At 70.9% G+C, this 19069-nt stretch carries 18 protein-coding genes; 3 read left to right on the top strand and 15 right to left on the bottom strand.

Translation table 11 applies throughout. The annotated features are described in order from the left end of the window. Window positions 1-14: 14 nt before the first annotated feature. From K3769_RS39020 to K3769_RS39040, 5 genes are all read right to left on the bottom strand, one after another. A complete protein-coding gene (locus tag K3769_RS39020) occupies window positions 15-1022 on the bottom strand; it encodes a Rieske (2Fe-2S) protein (protein ID WP_267030937.1) in 1008 nt (335 codons plus the stop codon). Further along, window positions 1019-2014, bottom strand: coding sequence for a phytoene/squalene synthase family protein (locus K3769_RS39025; protein ID WP_267030938.1), 996 nt, complete (start codon window positions 2012-2014; stop codon window positions 1019-1021). The genes K3769_RS39020 and K3769_RS39025 overlap by 4 nt, the downstream gene beginning before the upstream one ends. Next, entirely contained in the window at window positions 2001-3596 is a 1596-nt protein-coding gene (locus K3769_RS39030; RefSeq protein ID WP_267030939.1) for a phytoene desaturase, read from the bottom strand. The genes K3769_RS39025 and K3769_RS39030 overlap by 14 nt, the downstream gene beginning before the upstream one ends. Beyond that, window positions 3593-4735, bottom strand: coding sequence for a polyprenyl synthetase family protein (locus K3769_RS39035; protein ID WP_267030940.1), 1143 nt, complete (start codon window positions 4733-4735; stop codon window positions 3593-3595). Before K3769_RS39035 ends, K3769_RS39030 begins: the two co-directional genes overlap by 4 nt. A gap of 216 nt (window positions 4736-4951) precedes the next feature. Further along, window positions 4952-5320 carry a VOC family protein gene (locus K3769_RS39040; RefSeq protein WP_267030941.1) on the bottom strand — a complete coding sequence of 123 codons (369 nt, stop codon included), beginning with the start codon at window positions 5318-5320 and terminating at the stop codon, window positions 4952-4954. 71 nt (window positions 5321-5391) lie between these two features. Here K3769_RS39040 and K3769_RS39045 point away from each other — a divergent pair, with 71 nt between their 5' ends. Beyond that, on the top strand, window positions 5392-5853 hold the full coding sequence (locus K3769_RS39045; protein WP_267030942.1) for a MarR family winged helix-turn-helix transcriptional regulator: 462 nt from the start codon (window positions 5392-5394) through the stop codon (window positions 5851-5853). A 9-nt stretch (window positions 5854-5862) separates the two neighbouring features. Here K3769_RS39045 and K3769_RS39050 read toward each other — a convergent pair whose 3' ends face one another. From K3769_RS39050 to K3769_RS39070, 5 genes are all read right to left on the bottom strand, one after another. Continuing rightward, a complete protein-coding gene (locus K3769_RS39050; RefSeq protein ID WP_267030943.1) occupies window positions 5863-6738 on the bottom strand; it encodes an SCO6745 family protein in 876 nt (291 codons plus the stop codon). Window positions 6739-6786: 48 nt separating this feature from the next. Beyond that, the gene (locus K3769_RS39055) at window positions 6787-7773 is read right to left on the bottom strand and encodes a patatin-like phospholipase family protein (RefSeq protein WP_267030944.1); all 987 of its coding nucleotides are present in this window, start codon (window positions 7771-7773) and stop codon (window positions 6787-6789) included. Between the two features lie 26 nt (window positions 7774-7799). After that, window positions 7800-9509 carry a thiamine pyrophosphate-binding protein gene (locus K3769_RS39060; protein ID WP_267030945.1) on the bottom strand — a complete coding sequence of 570 codons (1710 nt, stop codon included), beginning with the start codon at window positions 9507-9509 and terminating at the stop codon, window positions 7800-7802. Window positions 9510-10095: 586 nt separating this feature from the next. Beyond that, window positions 10096-10284 (bottom strand): hypothetical protein, encoded by a 189-nt coding sequence (locus K3769_RS39065; protein WP_267030946.1) that lies wholly within the window; start codon window positions 10282-10284, stop codon window positions 10096-10098. A 126-nt stretch (window positions 10285-10410) separates the two neighbouring features. Continuing rightward, window positions 10411-10821 carry a DUF4190 domain-containing protein gene (locus K3769_RS39070; protein WP_267030947.1) on the bottom strand — a complete coding sequence of 137 codons (411 nt, stop codon included), beginning with the start codon at window positions 10819-10821 and terminating at the stop codon, window positions 10411-10413. Between the two features lie 243 nt (window positions 10822-11064). Between K3769_RS39070 and K3769_RS39075 the strand changes: the two genes are divergently transcribed. Then, the gene (locus K3769_RS39075; RefSeq protein WP_267030948.1) at window positions 11065-11997 is read left to right on the top strand and encodes a DUF6461 domain-containing protein; all 933 of its coding nucleotides are present in this window, start codon (window positions 11065-11067) and stop codon (window positions 11995-11997) included. Between the two features lie 375 nt (window positions 11998-12372). Here K3769_RS39075 and K3769_RS39085 read toward each other — a convergent pair whose 3' ends face one another. The 5 genes from K3769_RS39085 to K3769_RS39110 form a co-directional block, all read right to left on the bottom strand. After that, the gene (locus tag K3769_RS39085; RefSeq protein WP_267030949.1) at window positions 12373-12552 is read right to left on the bottom strand and encodes a DUF6480 family protein; all 180 of its coding nucleotides are present in this window, start codon (window positions 12550-12552) and stop codon (window positions 12373-12375) included. Between the two features lie 105 nt (window positions 12553-12657). After that, window positions 12658-13110, bottom strand: a complete 453-nt coding sequence (locus K3769_RS39090; protein ID WP_267030950.1) for an NUDIX hydrolase — start codon at window positions 13108-13110, stop codon at window positions 12658-12660. 500 nt (window positions 13111-13610) lie between these two features. Then, window positions 13611-15047, bottom strand: a complete 1437-nt coding sequence (locus K3769_RS39100) for an FG-GAP and VCBS repeat-containing protein (RefSeq protein ID WP_267030951.1) — start codon at window positions 15045-15047, stop codon at window positions 13611-13613. A gap of 135 nt (window positions 15048-15182) precedes the next feature. Further along, complete coding sequence (locus K3769_RS39105; RefSeq protein WP_267030952.1) at window positions 15183-16439, bottom strand: cytochrome P450 family protein; 1257 nt, start codon at window positions 16437-16439, stop codon at window positions 15183-15185. Between the two features lie 200 nt (window positions 16440-16639). Next, window positions 16640-17971 (bottom strand): aspartate aminotransferase family protein, encoded by a 1332-nt coding sequence (locus tag K3769_RS39110; RefSeq protein ID WP_267030953.1) that lies wholly within the window; start codon window positions 17969-17971, stop codon window positions 16640-16642. Window positions 17972-18062: 91 nt separating this feature from the next. On the opposite strand from K3769_RS39110, the gene K3769_RS39115 reads away from it, so the two are divergent. Next, the gene (locus K3769_RS39115; protein ID WP_267030954.1) at window positions 18063-19007 is read left to right on the top strand and encodes a LysR family transcriptional regulator; all 945 of its coding nucleotides are present in this window, start codon (window positions 18063-18065) and stop codon (window positions 19005-19007) included. Window positions 19008-19069: the final 62 nt, after the last annotated feature.

Here is a 19069-nt window from a genome sequence, read left to right on the forward strand (position 1 = left end):
GAGCACCTCCCCGCTCAGCCCGGGAACCGGCCCGTGCTGCGCAACGACCAGCGCCGCTCCGCGTAGGCCAGGTCGTCGCGCCACAACCGGCCGGCCGTCCGGCGCATCAACGGGCGGAGAGCGGGCGCGGCGGCCCGTGCCACGGCGAAACCCCGCCGGTCCGAGGCGGCCACGACCGCTTCGACCACGGCGGTCCGCGGCCGGTCCTCGCCCTCGGCGGTCAGCGGCGTGGCATGGGTCTCGACCACGGACGTGGTGCCCTCACCCTCGGTGATCCGCATCACGACGGTACGCGGTCCGGGAGCCGTGAACTCCGCCCGCACCGGCACCACCAGACGGTCGGTCAGCCGGAAGGAGACGTCGACGACGAACGCGTCGTCCTCCTCGCCCAGCGGCGGACGGGTCACCGTCAGATCGACGAACGAGTAGGGGTGGAACCACGAACCGTGCCACGGGTCCAGCCGGTTGGCGACCACGTCCTGCGGCTCGCACCGGCCGACGGCCGTGAAGACGGCGTCCACACCACTGCCCGCCGCCGGCCGCTCCGGCACCACGGGCCGCTCGGTGGGATCCTCGCCGCCGACCGAGTCCAGCCGGACCCACACCAGTACACCGTCGTCGTACGCGGGGAACGGATCCCAGCCGGCGAACGACCCTCCGTCCAGGGCCAGCCCGTGCCAATGGCACACCAGCGTGCCGCACACGACCCGGCTGTCGCGCAGCGGGGCGCCGAGGTGCGGGCAGGCGCCCGGGCCGGCCCTCAGTTCGCCCGTCTCCGACCGCCACAGCACGACTTCGACGCCGCCGACCGTCCGGCCGCAGGGGCGGCCACCGGCGCGCACGTCCCGCGAGGCACCCACGACGAACCAGTTCCCGGACGGCCGGGAGGAGGCCCGTTTGAGCGCGTCGGAGATGACCGCCGGGCGTGCTTCCTGCCACGTCGGGGGCTGTGCCGCCCAGTTCGACCGGCGCCGCCGCCGCAACGGTGGCGTCCAACCGGGCCGGTTCGCTCGGTCACTCATCGCACGGGACCTTTCCGCCGCAGGGGCCTGACGTCCGCCCGCGCTGTCCGTCGGGAGGTGCGAGCGCCCCATCGCGCTCTCGTGATGCCGGCGATCCCCGCGGCAGCCGTCGCCGCCCGGCGCCCGCGGGAGACGACCGCGCGGCGGTGCAGCACCGCGTAGTCCTGGTCCGCGATCGCGTCGAGGATGCCGCCGTAGAGGGTGAACGCGGTGCGGATGCAGGGCCGCGTCCGCGGGTCGAGCATGGCGATGCCCGGCTCCGCAGCCCGGTAGACCTCCCTGGTCATGGCCTCGGCGGCGACGAACGCCGCGCGGATCCTCGCGTCGGGGCGACCGGTGCGGCGGCTCCACTCCAGGAGCGGGCGGTCCACGCCGTGGGCCACGAGCAGGTCCATGGGCAGGTAGACCCGGCCCCGGTCCAGGTCCTCACCGACGTCGCGCAGGAAGTTGGTGAGCTGGAAGGCCACCCCCAGGTCGGCGGCGTGCGGGGCCGCCTCCTCGCGAGCGGTGACCGTACCGAGCACGGGCAGCATCTGCAGTCCGATCACCGCGGCCGAGCCGTGCATGTAGGCGCGCAGGTCGGCGTAGGTCGGATAGTCGGTGATGTGCAGGTCGCTGCGCATCGACGCCAGGAAGTCGGCGAACAGCGTGTGCTCGATGGCGTACCGGCTCGAGGTGTCTGCCACGGCCCTGACCACCGGCTCGTCCCCGCCGCCGGTACGCAGCCCGTGCGCGAGGTCGCTCTCCAGCCGCCGCAGCAGCCGGTCGCGCTCGTCGGGGGTCCGGTGCCGTTCGAGGTCGTCCACGATGTCGTCCGCCCAGCGGGCGAAACCGTACAACGCGTGGACCGCGGAGCGGCGTTCCACCGGGAGCAGGCGGGTGGCCAGGAAGTAGGTCCGGCCGTGGCGGGCGTTGAGCTGCCGGCAGTGGGTGTAGGCCGCGCGCAGGGCGGGATCGGTGATGTCTGCGGCGTCCAGCTCACGACGGGTCATGAGCGCCTTCCTCGGTGGGGACCGCGGCGGCGGGGGCCGCGCGCGGTACGGGACGGATACGGCGGCCACGGCCTCGGGCGCCGCCTGTGACGCCTCTCGAGTCGCCGCCCGTGACGCGTGCGGCGGCGAGCTTTCCGCTGATGAGCACCGTCGGCACTCCGACGCCCGGTGTGGTGCCGCAGCCGGCCAGCACGACGTTCTCCAGACCGCGTACCAGATTGCGGGGGCGGAACGGTCCTGTCTGGGCGAAGGTGTGGGACACCGAGAACGGGCTGCCCGCCGCATGCCCCTGGGCCGCCCAGTCCAGCGGCGTCACCAGCAGCTCCTCCTGCACGCTGTCGCCGAATCCGTGCAGGCCCCGGCGTTCCAGCTCGGCGACCAGACTGTCCCGGTAACGGGGGCCGAGATCCCGCCAGGCCTCGGCGGAGGGGCCGAGGTCGGTGTTCGGGCACGGGGCCAGCACGTAGTGGAGGTGCTTGCCCGGCGGGGCGAGGCCGGGGTCGTGTGTCGTCGGCCGGGTGATCAGCAAGGACGGGTCGCTCATCAGCTTCCCCGACCGGGTCAGCTCCTCGAAGGTGCCCTCCCAGGCCGCGCCGAACGAGAGGGTGTGGTGGGCGAGGCCGGGCCAGGTGCGGTCGGTGCCCGCGTGCAGCACCACCGCCGAGGGGGAGTGCCGCAGCCCCACCGCGCGGCGGGGGGCCCGCCCGACGAGCCGGTGCGCCGTGGACAGCTCGCAGGTCAGGACCACCGCGTCGCACGGGATGCGCTCGCCCGAGGCGACATGGACGGCACGCACCCGGCCGCCGCTCCGTTCGAGCGAGGTCACCTCGGTCGACCAGCGGAAGTCGGCGCCCGCCCCGGCCGCCGCGTCCGCCATGCCCCGGGGCAGCGCGTTGACGCCGTTCTTCGGGAACCAGACGCCGGCCACGGTGTCCATGTACGCGATCACCGCGTACGCCGCGAGGGCCCTGGCCGGAGCCACTCCGGCGTACAGGGCCTGGAAGGAGAAGATACGGCGCAGCCGGGGGTCGGAGAGGAAGCGGCCGATACGGCGGTCCAGCCGTCCGAAGCCGCCCAGCGCGGCCAGCCGGGCCAGGTCCGGGTGGAGGAGCTGGAACGGGGAGTCGAAGTTGGTGTCGATGAAGCGCCGCATCTGCGCCCGGTACAGCCGCTCCAGCCAGTCCCGCAGTTCGCGGTAACCGGCCGCCTCGGCAGGGCCCGCGAACCGCCGCACCTCCGTCTCCATGGCCTCGCCGTCCGTGTGCACGTCGAGCGAGGTCCCGTCCGCGAAGGACGCCCGGTAGGCCGGGTGCAGGGGCGTCAGTTCGACGTGCCGGGCGAGGCTGTCACCGACGGCGGCGAAGGCCTCGTCGGCCAGCTGCGGCATGGTCAGCACGGTGGGGCCGGTGTCCACCTCGAAGCCGCCCATGCGGACGTGACCGGCCCGGCCGCCCGGGCCGGCGTCCCGTTCGACGACGGTCACCCGGCGGCCGGAGCCCAGCAGGTGCAGCGCACACGCGAGGCCGGACAGCCCGGCGCCCACCACGACGACGTGGTCCGTCGGCCCCGCCACCGTCCTCATGCCGCCTCCCCGGTGTGTCCCAGGACGACGCCCGAAGCGCGCTCGACCAAGGTGGTGAACTCCCGCCGCACGCCGGGATCGGACGTGGCTCCCGCGAAGTGCCGCACGCTCGTCGCCGCCAGCTCCGAGATCTTGGACTCCACGACGTCCCTCGCTCCGGTCCGCTCCAGCGCCGCTCGCATCCGGTCCACCGCGTCGTCCGACCGGAGGTGGGCGCCGGGGCCGAGTGCGTCGGCCGCCTCCTCGTCGTCGGCGACGTCGGCGAGCCACAGGCCGACCGCGAGGAGATAGGTGAGTTTGCGGCTCCGCAGATCGTCGTCGGCCGGTTTGCCGGTCATGTCCGGGTTGCCGTATGTGCCGAGGAGGTCGTCCCGCAGCTGGAAGGCCAGCCCGGCGCAGCGCCCGGCCGAACGGAGGGCGCTCAGGGTGTGGTCGTCGCCACCGGCCAGGGACGCGCCCAGCGCCAGGGGCCGCTCGACCGTGTACAGCGCGCTCTTGAGCGTGGCGATGCTCACGGCCTCGTCGACGCCGGACGATCCTGAAGCCTGCGCGTGGATGTCGCGGTACTGGCCGGCGACCATCTCCGTACGCATCGCCTGCCACTCGTGGAACAGCCGCGCGCCGTGCGGCGAACCGAGCGCCGTCTCGGTCAGCACGTCGTCCGCCCAGACCAGGGCGAGGTCACCGGCGAGTATCGCGACGGAGGTCGAGAACGCCTCCGGTGAGCCGGTCATCCGCGCGGACCGGTGCATACGGGCCAGTTCCACATGGACGGCCGGCGCGCCCCGGCGGAGCGGCGACCCGTCCATGACGTCGTCGTGTATGAGAGCGCACGCCTGTACGAGTTCGAGGGCCGCCGCGGTCCGCAGGAGCGCGGTGGGGTCGCCCGAGCCGCCCGCTGCCCGCCAGCCGCACCACGCGAACGCCGAGCGCAGCCGTTTGCCGCCCCGGCGGACGAACGAGGTCACCCGGCCGGCCACGTCCTGTGCGAAGACCTCGTCCACATCGAAGGCCCCGCGCATCTTGCTGTCGAGTACATGCCCGAGCTCCGCCTCGACGGCGCCCACGGCCGCCAGGGCCGTGGGCGGACTGTCGACGGGCGCGGCCGATGCCGCCGCGGTGGGCCGGAGTCCCAGCATGCACAACTCCCCTTCACTCTCGGTCACCTGCACACCAGTGCTTCTGTCGCGGGCCTGTTAACGGATGCGCTGATTCCTGCCCGTTACGAGACCTGTCGCCGGTGGCAGTCACTCCAGCGGCGCAACACCCTGCGCCTGCTGGCGGTGTGACGTGGTGTGCCGCGGTCGGCCGGGGGAGTGGTGGGGTGCGGTGCGGCCGTCTGACCGGCCGGCCGGTCAGACGCGGTCGTGGAGGGTGACCTGGTAGCCGTCGGGGTCGGCGAAGGTGAAGGTTCGGCCGAAGGGTCCGTCGACCGGCGCGGAGACGATGGTGTGGCCGTCGGCGGCCAACGCATCGTGGATGGCCTGGACGTCGGTGGCGTGGAGCCAGATCGCGGCACCGATGCCGGGCTGGGCGACGGATGCGAGGTCGGTGCCGGGAACGACGTCGCGGAGTGCGAACGCGATCGGCTTCGTCTCGAAGACGACGGCGTGCGGGGGACCGGCGGGTGAGCGGACGAGACCGAGATACCGCTCGTAGAACGCCTGCGAGGCGGCGAGGTCGCGTGCCTGGAGCGAGATGAAGTCGGGACCGGTGGCGGGCATGATGCTGCTCCTTCTGCGGTGACAGACGTGTCAGGTTTCTGACACAGGCCACTGTATGTCAGAATCCTGACATGAAACAAGACGGTGTCGACCTGGAGACGTCTCTGGGCTACCTGCTGAAAGAGGCGTCGAGTGTCCTGCGCGCGGCCATGGAGGAGGTGCTGCGGCCACTCGGGATGAGCGTGACGCACTACTCCTGCCTTGAGCTGCTGGCCCAACGGCCGGGCCTGTCGAACTCCGAGCTCGCGCGGGGCGCGTTCGTGACACGGCAGTCGATGAACGTGCTGCTCCAGAACCTGGAACGAGAGGGCTATGTGACCAGGCCCGCGGCGGCCCCCGTCGGAAAGGCTCTTCCCACGCGGCTCACGCCCCGCGGCCGACGCAGCTTGGAGAAGGCGACCGCGGCGGTCCGGTCCGTCGAGGTCAGGATGCTGGCAGGCATGACGCAGACCGAACAGTCAGCCGCGTTCCGGAGTCTGCGAAGCATGATCGACGCCCTGCGTGAGGGCAAGGACGGCAACGACGGCGCGTAGTGCCGCGGGTCACTGCGAGCCTGTGGCCAGCAGGGTCGCGGTGATGGGTTCGAGCTCGGTGATCAGTTCGTCGAGTTCGGCGGGGGACAGGGCCTCGTAGGGCGAGGCGGCGAGTTCGTCGGTGAGGGCTTCGACACGTTGTCTGGTCGCGCGGCCGGTGTCGGTGAAGTGGCCGTCGACGTCGATGAGTCCCCGTTCGCGCAATCCGTCCATGACCGCGGCCAGGCGCTCCTTCGGCAGGTGATGGATGCGTCCGAAGGACTCCGGAGGGTGGATGCCCTGTTCCAGAGCGGAGAGCACATGGGCCTCCGTCCCCCCGATGCGCGCGCCCACGAGCGCGGCGATGTGCCCGTCGCCCCGGTGCTCGCGCAGCATCGTCGCGGAATGCCACAGCCGGGCGACGGGGTCGCCGGGTACCTCAAGGGTGCGCATACCGGCGTACATCACCCGCCCTTCGACGGGGGCGCTCGTGGCGGCCTTGGTGGTCAGGTCCGCGGCGCGCACCAGGCCCGGGGAGGCGCTCAGCTGCTCGCCGAGGATGCGCCGCAGGGAGGCCGCGCTGCCCCGCTCCCGGGCGGCGACGGAGGCCTCGGGCGGGATCGTCGCCCAGGCGCTGGGGATGTGCCGCGCGGCTTCCCCGTCGGCGAAGTTGTAGAAGGCCGCGTGCACGACGTGGGCCGGCACGCGGCCCAGCGGTGCGGCGCGGCTGGCGAAGTAGCCGTCCCAGTAGGTGCGGTGACCGAGTGCGGCCAGCTCCTCGTTGCACTCGTCGGCGAAGAAGGTGACCAGGCAGATCGGCTCCAGGAGCTCGTACATGCGGCGGGCGATGTCAGTCATCGGGTGCGAGGGCGTCTTGTCCATGCCGATGTGGACCGTCCCGCGCACGGAAACTCATCGGTGAGCTCTCCGCCGACCCGACCGTCGATCCGGCAGTCAACGAGGGTCGGTGGGGCACCGCCGCACATAGGCGTCGGCCGCCTGCCAGCCGCGGTGGACGGCCTCCTGCCGCTCGGGCAGCGACAGGCCGAAGTTGGTGACACCGACGTCCGGCAGGTCGACGGCGATGGTCCGCTCCCGTACCTCGGAGCGCTCCAGATGGCTCTGGTCGTTGCCCACGACGGCGGTCGTCATGACCTCCTGGAGCAGTTGCAGCAACGGGAACAGCTTCAGGGCCGTGAGCGGGAACAACTGGGCCGCGCCCGCGGGCAGATCGGGCAGGACGCGTACCCCGATCGTCCGCCAGCGGCTCTTCTCCCCGTCGGTGCGGTCGAAGACCTCGACGGGGAAGTTGGACAGCACCCCGCCGTCGACGATCACCGAATCCTGGCCGGTCCCGCAGTGGGTGAGGGTGCACGGCTGGAAGTAGAAGGGAATCGACAGCGACATCCGTACGGCGTCGGCCACCGACTGGTCCTCCGGCCTGCGGCCGTACAGGTGGTAGTCCCAGGGGAGCCGCAGCAGCCGGCCGCGCGTCACGTCGGTGGCCATCACCACCAGCTTGTACTTCTGGTCCTCGGCCAGCCCCGCGGAGTCACCGCTGTCCTGGCGTCGCAGGTCGGCGAAGGTGGTGACCTTCTTCCTGGCGAGTACGTCCCTTATCCAGCCATGGATCCACGCACCCTGGTACGCCCCGTGCCTGCGAAGCAGTGAAAGGCCCTCGCTCAGCATCGGAACGCCCGGCATGGGCCACCTTCCGAGCCGGTCGCGGTCGGGTATCAGGCTCAGTTCCAGCTCCTCCATGACTTCGCGCAGCTCTTCGGCGCCCATGCCGGCCGCCACGAAGGCCGCGGCGATGGCACCCACCGAGGTGCCGGCCAGGCGCTGGAAGGTGTATCCCTCCTCCAGCAGCCGGATCACCGCACCCGCGGTGCCCAGACCGCGTACCCCGCCGCCTTCCAGAACCAGATCCGCGTCGGACATGGCTCCCCCTTCTGGTTCGGTTCTTCTCAGTCCTCCCGGTAGCGCTCTTCCGCGGCCTCCACGAGACCGGCGATCACGCCGTCGGGTGAGGGGCTGTAGTGCGGCACGGCCCACCGGGTGATGTGGGCGTCGATGAGCGTGGGCCGACCGGAGCTCAGCGCCCTGCGGAAGGCGTCCTCGAACTCGTCGAGCGTCTCCACCCGGTGGCCGTCCGCACCGCACGCGCGCGCGTAGGCCGCGTAGTCGGGGTTGCGGAACCCGGTGAGCGCGGACTCCCCGTGCTGGGACAGCTGGTAGAGCTTGATCAGCTTGAATTCCTCGTCGTTGAAGATGACCCAGATGACGGGGATCTCGTGCTCGACGGCGGTCATCAGCTCGAAACCGCTCATCGCGTAGCAGCCGTCACCACAACCGACGACGACGGTACGTCCCGGGTGTGCGAGCTGTACGCCGATGGCACTGTTGACGGCTCCGGCCATCGGCCCGAAGGAACCGGCCTTGCGGAAGTGCTGCCCGTCCTCCAGCTCCACGTAGTAGCCGAGCCAGGCCGTGTGGGCGCCCGCGTCGCCCAGGAGGATCCCCTGCGGCGGCAGCATCCGGCCGATCGCCTGGGCGAGCTGCCCGGGATGGAGCTTCCCGGGCAGCCGGACGATACGCCGGGCCTCGTAGTCCTGGCCGTCGACCTCGGCCCGCGGCACCTCGCTGACCCGCCGTTCCAGGGCGTCGACGAGCGCCGCCACCGCCGGGCGGGCGTCGGACAGCAGGGTATGGTCGGCCCGGTACCTCTTCTCGAACTCACCCCCGTCGATGTTCACATGGATGAGCAGCTTGTCCTCGAAGAGGTCGCCGCGGAAGTCGAAGGTGGCGTGCTGGTTGAAGGAGTTCCCGACGGCCAGGACGACATCGGCCTCACGAAAGGCCTTCCAGGCGCTGGAGTGACCGCTGTCGGCGAAGACACCCACGGCGAGCGGATGCGCTTCCGACACGATGCCCTTGCCGTCGAGCGTGGTGACCAGGGGGATCTGGAACCGCTCGATCAGCCGCCTGATCTCCGGCCCGGCTCCGCTGCGTACCGCGCCGTAGCCGGCGAGCAGCACGATCCGCCTGTGCTGTCGGAGCTTGTCCGCCAGCACCGAGGCGATCTCCTCCACCCGGGCGGGGTCGGGCAGTACGCGGGCCACGTCGAGGCGCAGGGACCGGAAGTTCTTCACCTCGGTGCCGCGTTCGTTCAGGTCGCTGGCCACATGGAGGTGCACCGGTCCTGGCCGTCCCCGCAGGGCGGTGTTGACGGCCTCCTCCAGGAGGTCGCAGGTGTCGGACGGGTCGGAGATCAGGAACGACTTCTTGGTCGTGGCCGCGAACATGGTCCGGGAGTCGGGAGTGCGGTGCACGCCGGAGGTCTCGTTGAGCGCTCCCCACCCCTCCCACTCCATCCGCGCGTAGCCCGAGACGGCGAGCACCGGATAGGAGTCGGTCATCGCCACGCTCAGCCCGGATATCAGGTTGAACGCGCCCGGGCCCGCCGTCGCGAAGCAGAAGCCCAGCCGATCCGTGTACATGGCCTCGCCGCAGGCCATGAAGGACGCGGCCTGCTCGTTACGGGCGATGACCGTCCGGATCCCCCGCGACTCCTCCAGGGCCAGCATCAGGTCGGCCACGCTCTCCCCGGCACCGCCGAAGGCGGTCTTCACCCCGATCCCTTCCAGCCCTTTGACGATGGCCTCGTAGACCCTCATGGCCCCTCCCCGAATCGACCCACCGCATGTCCGTCTTGTGATCTTCCTTACGTTCTGTCCGTTCTTTGGATGTGCAGCGTAGTGGAGGGCCGCGAGGCTTCACGCACGAGAACCGGCCACTCCGTGCCGGGCAGGGGCCGACGACTCGACGACCCCGCCCGTTCCCGGCTGACTGTGGAAGGCGACACCGACCTTGTCGAAAAGGGCCCTGAGATGCCGTTGAACCCGCCGTCAGCTCACGGGCGGCCCGGTGCACGAAGCCCCACACGTCCCTCGACGCGAACAGCTACGGCTCATGAGCGATGCACAGGTGGACCCGGGCACCCTCGCGGCGTCCGCTTCGGCTCAGCCACGCACCGTGGACGAGGCGGGCGCGGACCGCCTTCATACGCGGACGATTACGGCCGAGCGCCTCGACCGCCTGTCGGTGACGCGGTTCGGCGTGCGCGTCGCCGCTACCGGCGGCGAGGGGGAGCGGGCTGGGACCTCCGACGGCGAGTCGGTGCCGCGTGCCCGAGTCGACTTGGCGAGGCAGGCGAACGCGTCGGGGGCCCGTGCGGGACATCCGGTCCTGCGGTGGCCTCGACTACCCCGGGAGGGCCCGCAGCGGAACGCCCGTCTCCACCAGCATGCTGTACTCACGGGTGGCCAGGCCGACCGCCTCCGCCAACTCGTTCACGTCCTGTGCGCCGGGCACCGCGCTGTCCGCGGACCGCGCGCATTCCTCCATCCAGTCCCAGGCAACCGCCAGCGACCACGGGGCATTGGTCTTCATCCACCAAGTCTGGCTCGCCGCGCGACCGGACCGGCGCCGCCGAACGTCTTCTTGCGCGTGATCGGCGGCGTCGGCCCGACCCCTCTGCTCGGCTCGTACGGGCCGGTGGGGCGAGTCCCGGAGGAGTCAGTTGTCGTTGACGTCGTGTTCGAAGTCCTTGGCGCACTGATCGCGGTCGGACTTGCTGTCCGCGTGCTGGACGCAGTCGTTGTAGTCCTTGAACGAGTCCGACGTGAGGAAGGAGACGCCGATCGCGACGATGACGGAGGACGCGATGACCGCGAGAGCGCTCAGGACCGCGCCCACGATCGCCATGCCCCGGTGCGGAGCCCGTCCGCCGCGGGCGCGCCGGGCTCCGATGATTCCCAGTACCAGCCCCACCAGGCCCAGAACGATGCCCCCGAAGACTGTCCAGAAGAACACGCAGGCTGTGATGCCCAGTACCAATGCCGCGATCGCCAGACCGTTGCCGGTCCTCGACTCGGGATTCCCGTGCTGTCCGGGATAGGGGTGGGCGGGCTGACCGTAGTGAGCCATCCGCGGGCCTCGCTTTCCGCTGACCGTGACCGGCACATGTTGTAGGTGTGCTCAGCCGCCTTCCCCGCGATAAGCAGCACATGCCGTCACATGCCGTCACGTGAACCGTCCGATCCGCCCGATCCGCACGATCCGCGCGACCTGAGGCCGACGTTGCCGCGTACCCTCCTGGGTGGCCGTTCGGCACGGCCGCCGGACCACTACAGTGTGCGCCAAGTCGCAGTGTTCCAGGGGAGGTTCCGCATGCGGGGCGAGTACGGCCTGTCCGAGTCCTTGGGAGACAGGGCGCCGGTGTCGGCGATCACCGACGGACGCTTCCTGTTGTCGGACAACGGCAACCGCACCGTCGTCCGACGTCCTGACGGAGGGCTCGACTGCCGCCGTGACCGCGGCGCCGGATCGACAGGCCTGTCCGCGGACGAGGCTCGTGCCCTCGAACTGCCGGGGACCGAACTCACCTGGCGCTTCCTCAACCTCGGCGGGTGGTCCACATGGGTGCCCGTACTCGTGGACGAGCAGGATGCAGTCGTGTGGGTGCAACACGAGGGCTTCTTTCCGAGCGGTTACCGGCCCGTCGACACCGAGCCCACATATGAGCCCTCCGACGTGCCGGAACCTTGGATGGACTACCTCGGCATGGGCGAGCACTACTGCGTGACTCTGATCCAGAACGTCACACCGCACGAAGCGCTGCGCCGGTTCGGCGCGGCGGACGACGACATCAGCACCTCCACCTGGTACCAGCTCCTGAATCGCGCCGCCTTCGAGGAAGTCGACCACCACAAGACCCACGTCGTCGCGGCTTTCGCCCTCGGCCCGCACGCCCTGTTGGTCGAGGACATCGGCAACGAAGGCGTCCACCGGCCCGACCTGTCCGTGGGCACGTTCGCCGTCTCGGCCTTCCGCAGCCTCAGCACCGAGCACTTCAGCGTCAGCCGCGACGGTGTGGAGTTGGCCTCCATGCACCTGTCCAGCCTCTGCGAGGTCGAGGGCACACATCCCGACGCGATCACCAAGGTGTTTCCGGAGATGGGCATCGACGACGTAGAGGCGTTCGAAGACGATCCCGAGACTGTCCTCAACGACCTGGAACTCCTTCGCAGGATTGCCGGCATCTCACCCACCGTCGCCGACCTGGCCGGCGAGGCCCGCGTCGCGATCTTCCCGAGTGGCTGATCGCACGACGCCGGCGACACCCACGTACGGCCCATGGCCCATGGCCCCGTCGTACGCTGGCCCTATGCAGACTGTCGAGCTCCTGCCCGACATGGCGACCGACCGGACCGTACGCGATGTGTGGCGCGTCCTTTCGGACGCCGGTCTGCCCAGTCAGGCCGCTCACCTCGGCTGAATCCGATCCATGCCCCCGGGACCTGGAAGCCGCACATCACCCTGGCCCGTGGCCGCGAAGCCTCCCGCCCCGCCACCCCGCTGTTCTCCGGGGAGCCGGGAGGCCCGGACGACGTCCTGACAGGCCGGTGGATCGGCGCCCGTACGTACGACTCCGTCGTTCGCTCCGCTACCCCGCTGGGGGTATGACCCGCGAAGACGTCAGAGAGCGAAGATGCGGGCAATGAAGAAGGCGGCGACGATCACGGCACCGAGGACGATCAGCCAGACCCAGACACCGGGGTGTTCCCACATCCCTCCGTCCGCGCGTTCCTCGTGTGCCTCGGCGATCGAACCCTCTGCCGGGGGCGTTTCCTGTGAGGGCACGCGCGGATCTGTCATGACTTCAGGCTCACGCAGGTCACTCGTACGCGCATCCGCAGAGCGGGGTGACTGCGGCGCGGCGGAGGAGTACATCGGCGTCCGTGCCGGGGGCCCACGACGCTCTCAGGCGGTCGTCTCGCCGCGTATCAGGGGCAGACACACGGGTTGTATGCCCTGAGGAAGGTCATCGGGGCGGCACCAGCGGGCTTCCAGGATCTCGAAGGGGTCGAGGCGCAGTTCACCGCCGAGGAGTCGTGCCTCGTAGGCCACTTCCATGCGGGTGCGGAAGCCGCTGTTCAGCATGACCAGGCGGCCGACTTCCACATCGAGACCGGTCTCCTCCTCGACCTCGCGAACCACGGTGTGCCGGAAGTCCTCGCCCTTGTGCGCGAAACCGCTCGGCAGGCCCCATTGGCGGTTCGGCGGCCACATGCGGTGCCGGAGCAGCAGGACCCGGCCCTCGTCGTCGCGCACGACACCGATCACGCCGACCACGAACTTGGCGTTCAGAGCCCACGCGATGCGGGTCTGGAAGGGGCGCAGGAGCCGCCAGAGGCGGGCAATGAGTCGTCGCACGGAGCCTCGGACGGTCGGAAACAGACGGGACGTCACCCATGGGAACGGTACAGCCCCGCCCCCGTTCCACGGACGGCGCACTCCCCGATGCCCCGAGCCGCGGCATCTGGAACGCATCGAGCAGGCCTACCGCGCGGTACGGCGGGAGAACATCGCCCCCTATCTCACAGGCCTTCTCAACCGCGAGGGGCGCGGCACCCGTGTGGAGATCCCCCCGCTCACCCGGTCGCAGGTCGACCGGCCGCGGCAGCGGGGCGGCCGGGTGAGCGGATCACAGCCGTACGGGGCGGTACGGCACGCTCCGGGAAATGGCTGGAATATGCCATGGGCATGCCGGGCGATGGGATAGTCGCTGGTGGAGGGCGTCGCCGGACCTCTGGCGGCCTCCTGGAGCGCCGCATGGCCGGAGAGCTCACGGCGCTCTCGTGGGCGGCCCCGTTTCACCTCCCCGCCGGACGGGGCCGCCTCAGTACACGCGCGGCGGGAAGGTACGCGGCTGTCTAGAGTCCCAGTACCTCTCCGTACTTGATGGCCCCGTAGGGCAGCGCGAAGCCGTAGGGAGTCAGTGACTTGCCCTGCGGGTACGTCTCCTGCGTGCTGCTCGGCGCGAACCAGACACCACCGGACCTGGGCTCACCGGCGTTCTCCCCGGGCGCGCTCACCGCCGTGTCCCACAGCCCGTCGAGGTTGTAGTCGCCGACGGCCACCTGGGCGCCGAAGCGGTCGCCGGCCTCGGCCGTGCCGGGCATGTTCGGGGTGCTCTGGCTGCGGGCCAGCCCTCCGTAGAGGCCGTGTTCCGTGCCGTTCAACGTGACGTATCCGCCCGCGTCCCGCACGGTCCCCACGTCCTCGCCGGGCACGCCGACCACCAGTTCCGGACGGCTGTCGCCGTTCAGATCGCCGGCGGACAGCGCGGCGCCGAAGTCGTCACCCTCCTCGGCGGCACCGCCGACCTCCGGGTTCGACTGGGTGATGCACTCGTACCCGGCGCCGAAGCCGGCGCTCTTCGAGCCCTTGAGCAGGAGCACAGCGCCGCCGAGCCGGTCCTCGCAATGTGTGCTCTCCGACTCGGGGTTGGGCTGTACGAGGCCGACCGCGAGGTCGTCCGTGCCGTCCCTGTCGAAGTCGGCGGCGGCGAGCACACTGCCGCGGTCGGCGTCGGCGTACCACTGCGCCGGTGCGGCCTCCTCGTCCCAGCGCGTGATGAAGGTGCTGGAGTCCTCGGTGCCCCGCCAGGTGGCGGCGAGGTCGTCGCGCCCGTCGCCGTCGAAGTCCCCGGTGGCCAGGGCGCGGGTGGTGCCGCCCATGCTGTAGCGGCGCAGGGTGCTGGGGGTCACCGGGTCGGCGGTGAGGGGGCCGGGGCGGAACCGGAGCGCGCCGTGCTCCTCACCGTTCTCGCCGAACGCGAGGTCGGTGTCGCCGTCGCCGTCGTAGTCACCCGTGGCGATCGTGCGGCCGATGCTGCTGTACTCGGACGTGCCCCTGGCCACGGTGGTGCCCTTGGGGTGCCACTGCAAGCTCTCCAGGACGGTGATGGTGCCCTCGTCCTTGAGCTGGTCGGAGGTGAGTGACTCGCCGCTCGCGCCGACGACGAGCTCGAAGACGCCGTCGCCGTTCATGTCGACGGGTGCCAGGGAGGAGCCGAATCGGTCGCCCGCCTCGGGCGTCCCGGGTATGCCGGCCTCGGCCTGGCTGATGACGCCGGTGGACTGGTAAGGGCTCTCCGCGCCTCCGTAGATCATGCTGATGTAACCGGCCTTGGCCTTGCCGTTCACCGTGGCGTCGGGCATGCCGACCGCGATGTCCGCGTATCCGTCGCCGTTGAAGTCGAACCGCGGAGTCGTCGCCGCCGCGGCGCTCCCGGCGAGCGGCAGGGTCAGACCGGCGGCGGCGAGTGCCGCGACGGCGGCGGTGGCGGCCAGGGTGCGTACACGCACGGGGCAACTCCCGGAGGCAGAGGGGAAAACAAGAGGATGGGGCTTCCGGGGCTGTGACTCGTGAAGTGGACGAAGGGTTGTGCGCGAGCGTCCCTCCGGTGAACTCGGCTGCGCGTGAGGCCCCTTGACGAGTCCTCAGGTGGCGGTCGGTCGCAGGACGACGGGGAGGGCGGTGACGCCGTTGATCGCCGTGGAGATCACGGGTATGAGGTCCGACTCGGGCACGGCCAGCCGCATGGCGGGGAACCGGGCGAAGAGCTGGGAGAGCCCGATCGCGCTCTCCAGGCGGGCCAGGGGTGCGCCGAGGCAGTAGTGCGGGCCCGCGCCGAAGGCGAGCTGGCGGTCGTAGTGGCGCGAGTCGCGGATGTCGAAGCGGGCCGGGACCGTTCCGCGCTGTTCGCGGTTGGCGGCGGCCAGACCGACGATGATCGGCTCGCCGCGGCGTACGGTCACTCCGTGCAGGACGGTGTCCCGCAGCGCGTACCGCATGAAGAGGTTGCGGAGCGGGGAGTTCCAGTGCAGGCCCGCCTCCACGGCGGCCGGCCAGTCCAGTTCGCCGCCGAGAAGCGCGGTGAGCTGGTCGGGATGGGTGAGCAGGGCGTGGACGGTGCTGGTCAGCGAGTTGACCGTCGTCTCGTGGCCGGCCAGCAGGATGATCTCCAGGGTGTCGATCAGTTCCTTCTCCGTCAGCCTGCCGTCCTCGTCGTCCAATGCCTCGATGAGCGCGCTGGTCAGATCACCGAGCGGGGCCGCGCGCCGCTCGGCGACCAGCTGTGCCAGCACCTCGCGCTGCCCGAGCGCCGCCTTCTGCCGCTCGGCGCCGCTCACCTCGACACTCAGCATCGTCCCGAAGTGGCTGCGTAATCGGCGCTGTTGCCCGGGGTCGGTGAGACCGAACAGCTCGCAGATGATCAGCAGCGGGAGCGGATAGGCGAACCCCTCCTTGAGGTCGGTCACCGCCCCGGGCTCCTCGGACTCCAGACCGTTCAGCAACGCACGGGTGATCTCGTGGATCCGAGGTGCGAACGCCTCGATACGCCGGGGAGTGAAAGCGTGACTCACCAGGCGGCGCAGCCTGCGATGGTCCGTCCCGTCGGCGTTGAGCATCGACTCCCCGACGATCAGGTTGAGCAGCGGCCATCCGGCGGGTATCTCCCCGCGTGTGTACGCCCCCCAGTGCCGTGGATCGCTGGAGAGATCGGGGTGCGCGTCCAGTACCGCCTGGGCGGCCTCGGCAGACATGGCCGCCCAGGCACGGACGTCGTCCGGCAACGCCACCGGCACCACGGGGCCGTACCGCAGCCACTCGGCCGCCTCCTCATGGGTCCCGCGGTTCGGATCGAGCCAGGACACGGGCTGGTCGAGCGACAGCTTCGAACGGTCGATGCGCATGGACAGCTCCAACTGGGCGTGGGGTACGTTGCCTTGCGTCCGCCTACCGTGTGCGGCCGTACCGCGAAGGAAGCTGTGACGAGTCCGGGCCGACCGCCCGACAGGGCCGCGACCGTCGCCGGACACGCGTCCCGGAGCCGACCCCACCACCGTCATCGTAACGACCCGGCCCCGCGTCCGACCACCGCCCGGCGCGCCGATCACGACGCCGTGCGGGCCGCCTCCGTGACGGCCCGGTCCAGGATCTCCAGGCCGAGGGTCAGTTCCTCCTCGGTGGCGGTCAGGGGCGGGGCGATGCGCAGGGTGCCGCCCATGCCCGGGAGCTGCACGATGTTCATGTGCAGGCCCAGTTCGAGGCAGCGGCCGGTGACACGGGCGCCCAGGGCGTCCCCGGCCGAGGTGTCGGGGTCGTCCGTGGTGAACTCGACGCCGAGGAGCAGGCCCCTGCCGCGTACGTCGCCGATCACCGGGTGGCGGGCGGCCAGTTCGTCGAGTCCCTTGCGCAGGAACTCCCCGCGGCTGCGGGCCTGTTCGTCGAGGCGGTCGGTTTCCAGGACGTCGAGGACCGTGTTGCCGACCGCCGCGACGAGCGGGTCGGAGACATGGGTGGTGAAGAACAGGAAGCCGCGTTCGTGTGCCCGCTCCTCGATCTCCGCGCTGGTGATCACCGCGGCGAGCGGCAGCCCCGCGCCGAGTGTCTTGGACAGGGTGAGGAGGTCGGGGACGACCCCGTCGCGTTCGAAGGCGTACCAGGTGCCCGTGCGGCACAGGCCGGTCTGCGCCTCGTCGAGGATCAGCAGCATCCCGCGCTCCCGGCACTTGCGGCGCAGCGCGGCGAAGTAACCGGCGGGCGGCTCGATCACCCCGCCGGAGCTGAGGATCGGCTCGACCAGGCACGCCGCCAGACTGCCGGTGGACTGGGCGTCGATGAGGTCGAAGGCGAGATCCAGCTGGCGCTGCCAGTCGAGGGTTCCGTCGGTGTGCGTGATGTCGGGGTGATGGGAGTGGGGGACGGGGATGGCGAAGTTGCCCGGCGCCCCGGGTCCGTAGCCCTTGCGTCCCGCGCTGTACGTCGCCGACGCGGCGGCCTGGGTCATGCCGTGCCAGGACCGGGCGAACGACACGATCTCGTGGCGGCCGGTGACGAGTTTCGCCATCCGTACCGCGGCCTCGTTCGACTCCGCGCCCGTGGTGAGCAGCAGGACCTTGTCGAGCGGGTCGGGCAGCGTGCCGGCCAGCCGTCGCGCGAGGTCGACGACGGGTCGGCTGAGCATGCCGCTGAAGAGGTGGTCGAGATCGGCGATCTGCCGCTGGACGCACTCCACGATGCGTGGATGACTGTGCCCCAGGATCGCGCTCATCTGCCCGGAGGTGAAGTCGAGGATCCGGCGGCCGTCGGCGGTGTGCACGAAGCTGCCGCTCGCGCGCTCGATGATCTCGGGGGTGAAGGCGACGCCGTAGCGCAGCAGATGGCGCCGTGCGTCGTGCCAGAACTGTGCGTCGCGGTCCGTGCCGGTCGTGTCGTCTGCCATGACGTCGACGGTAGGGACGGGTCGAGGTTCGCGTCCATCACACGATGTCGGCTTTCCTGTGCGGAAGAACCGTACAAGAATCGCCCGGGTGATGAACCCGTGGAGGCTGAGGCTGCTCAGCCAGCTGGACACACTCGGCACGGTGCGCGCGGTGGCGCAGGCCGGGCATCTCAGCCCGTCGAGCGTCTCCCAGCAACTCGCCGTCCTGGAGGCCGAGACCGGCACCGAACTGCTGGAACGCACGGGACGGCGGGTACGGCTGACGTCCGCCGGGCTGATCCTCGCCCAGCGGGCCCGGGCGATCCTCGACCACATGGACAGTGTCGAGAGCGAGTTGCGCGGCTTCGGCGAGGAGCCGTCGGGGCTGGTCCGGCTGGGAGTGTTCCAGAGTGCCATCCACACGCTGGCCGTCCCGGCGGTGACGCGGCTCGCGACCGCCCACCCCCACCTGGACGTGGAGATCCTCGAACTGGAACCGCACGCGAGCATGCCCGCCCTGCGCATGGCGGACGCGGACATCATCATCACCACGACCGACTTCGACGAACTCCCGCTGGGCCCCGACCTGGACCTGGTGCCGCTCGCCGAGGACCCGGTGCTGCTGGTGCTGCCTCCCGACCATCCCGCCGGACGGGGACCCGCGGACCTGGCCGCCTTCGCGCACGAGGCCTGGGCCTTCGACATGCCGCAGTCGTACATGGCCAACCTCGCCCGGCGGCTGTGCCGTCAGGCCCGCTTCGAGCCACGGGTCGTGTGCCGTTTCAGCAACTACATGATGGCGCTGCAGCACGTCGAGGCCGGACTGTCGATCACCCTCCTCCCGGCCCTCGCCGTCGCCCACAGCCGCTATGACGTGACCACACGCGAACTCGCCACCCCGGTCACCCGCACCATCACCGCCGCCGTCCGCCGCGGTACCCCCACCCGCGCCGCCGTCCGCGTCGTCCTCGACGCGCTGCGCCACGACCCGACGCTTCCGCCCCTCACCCCGCCCTCGGACCGGGGCGCCGCGACACCGCCGAGCGGCACCCCGTGACGGCGTGCCGACCGTCCGGGTCGGGAAAGCGGAGGCGAGGGGCCCTGTGGTGTGACATGGAT

It is taken from the genome of Streptomyces ortus, from assembly GCF_026341275.1.
GTDB classification, from domain to species: domain Bacteria; phylum Actinomycetota; class Actinomycetes; order Streptomycetales; family Streptomycetaceae; genus Streptomyces; species Streptomyces ortus.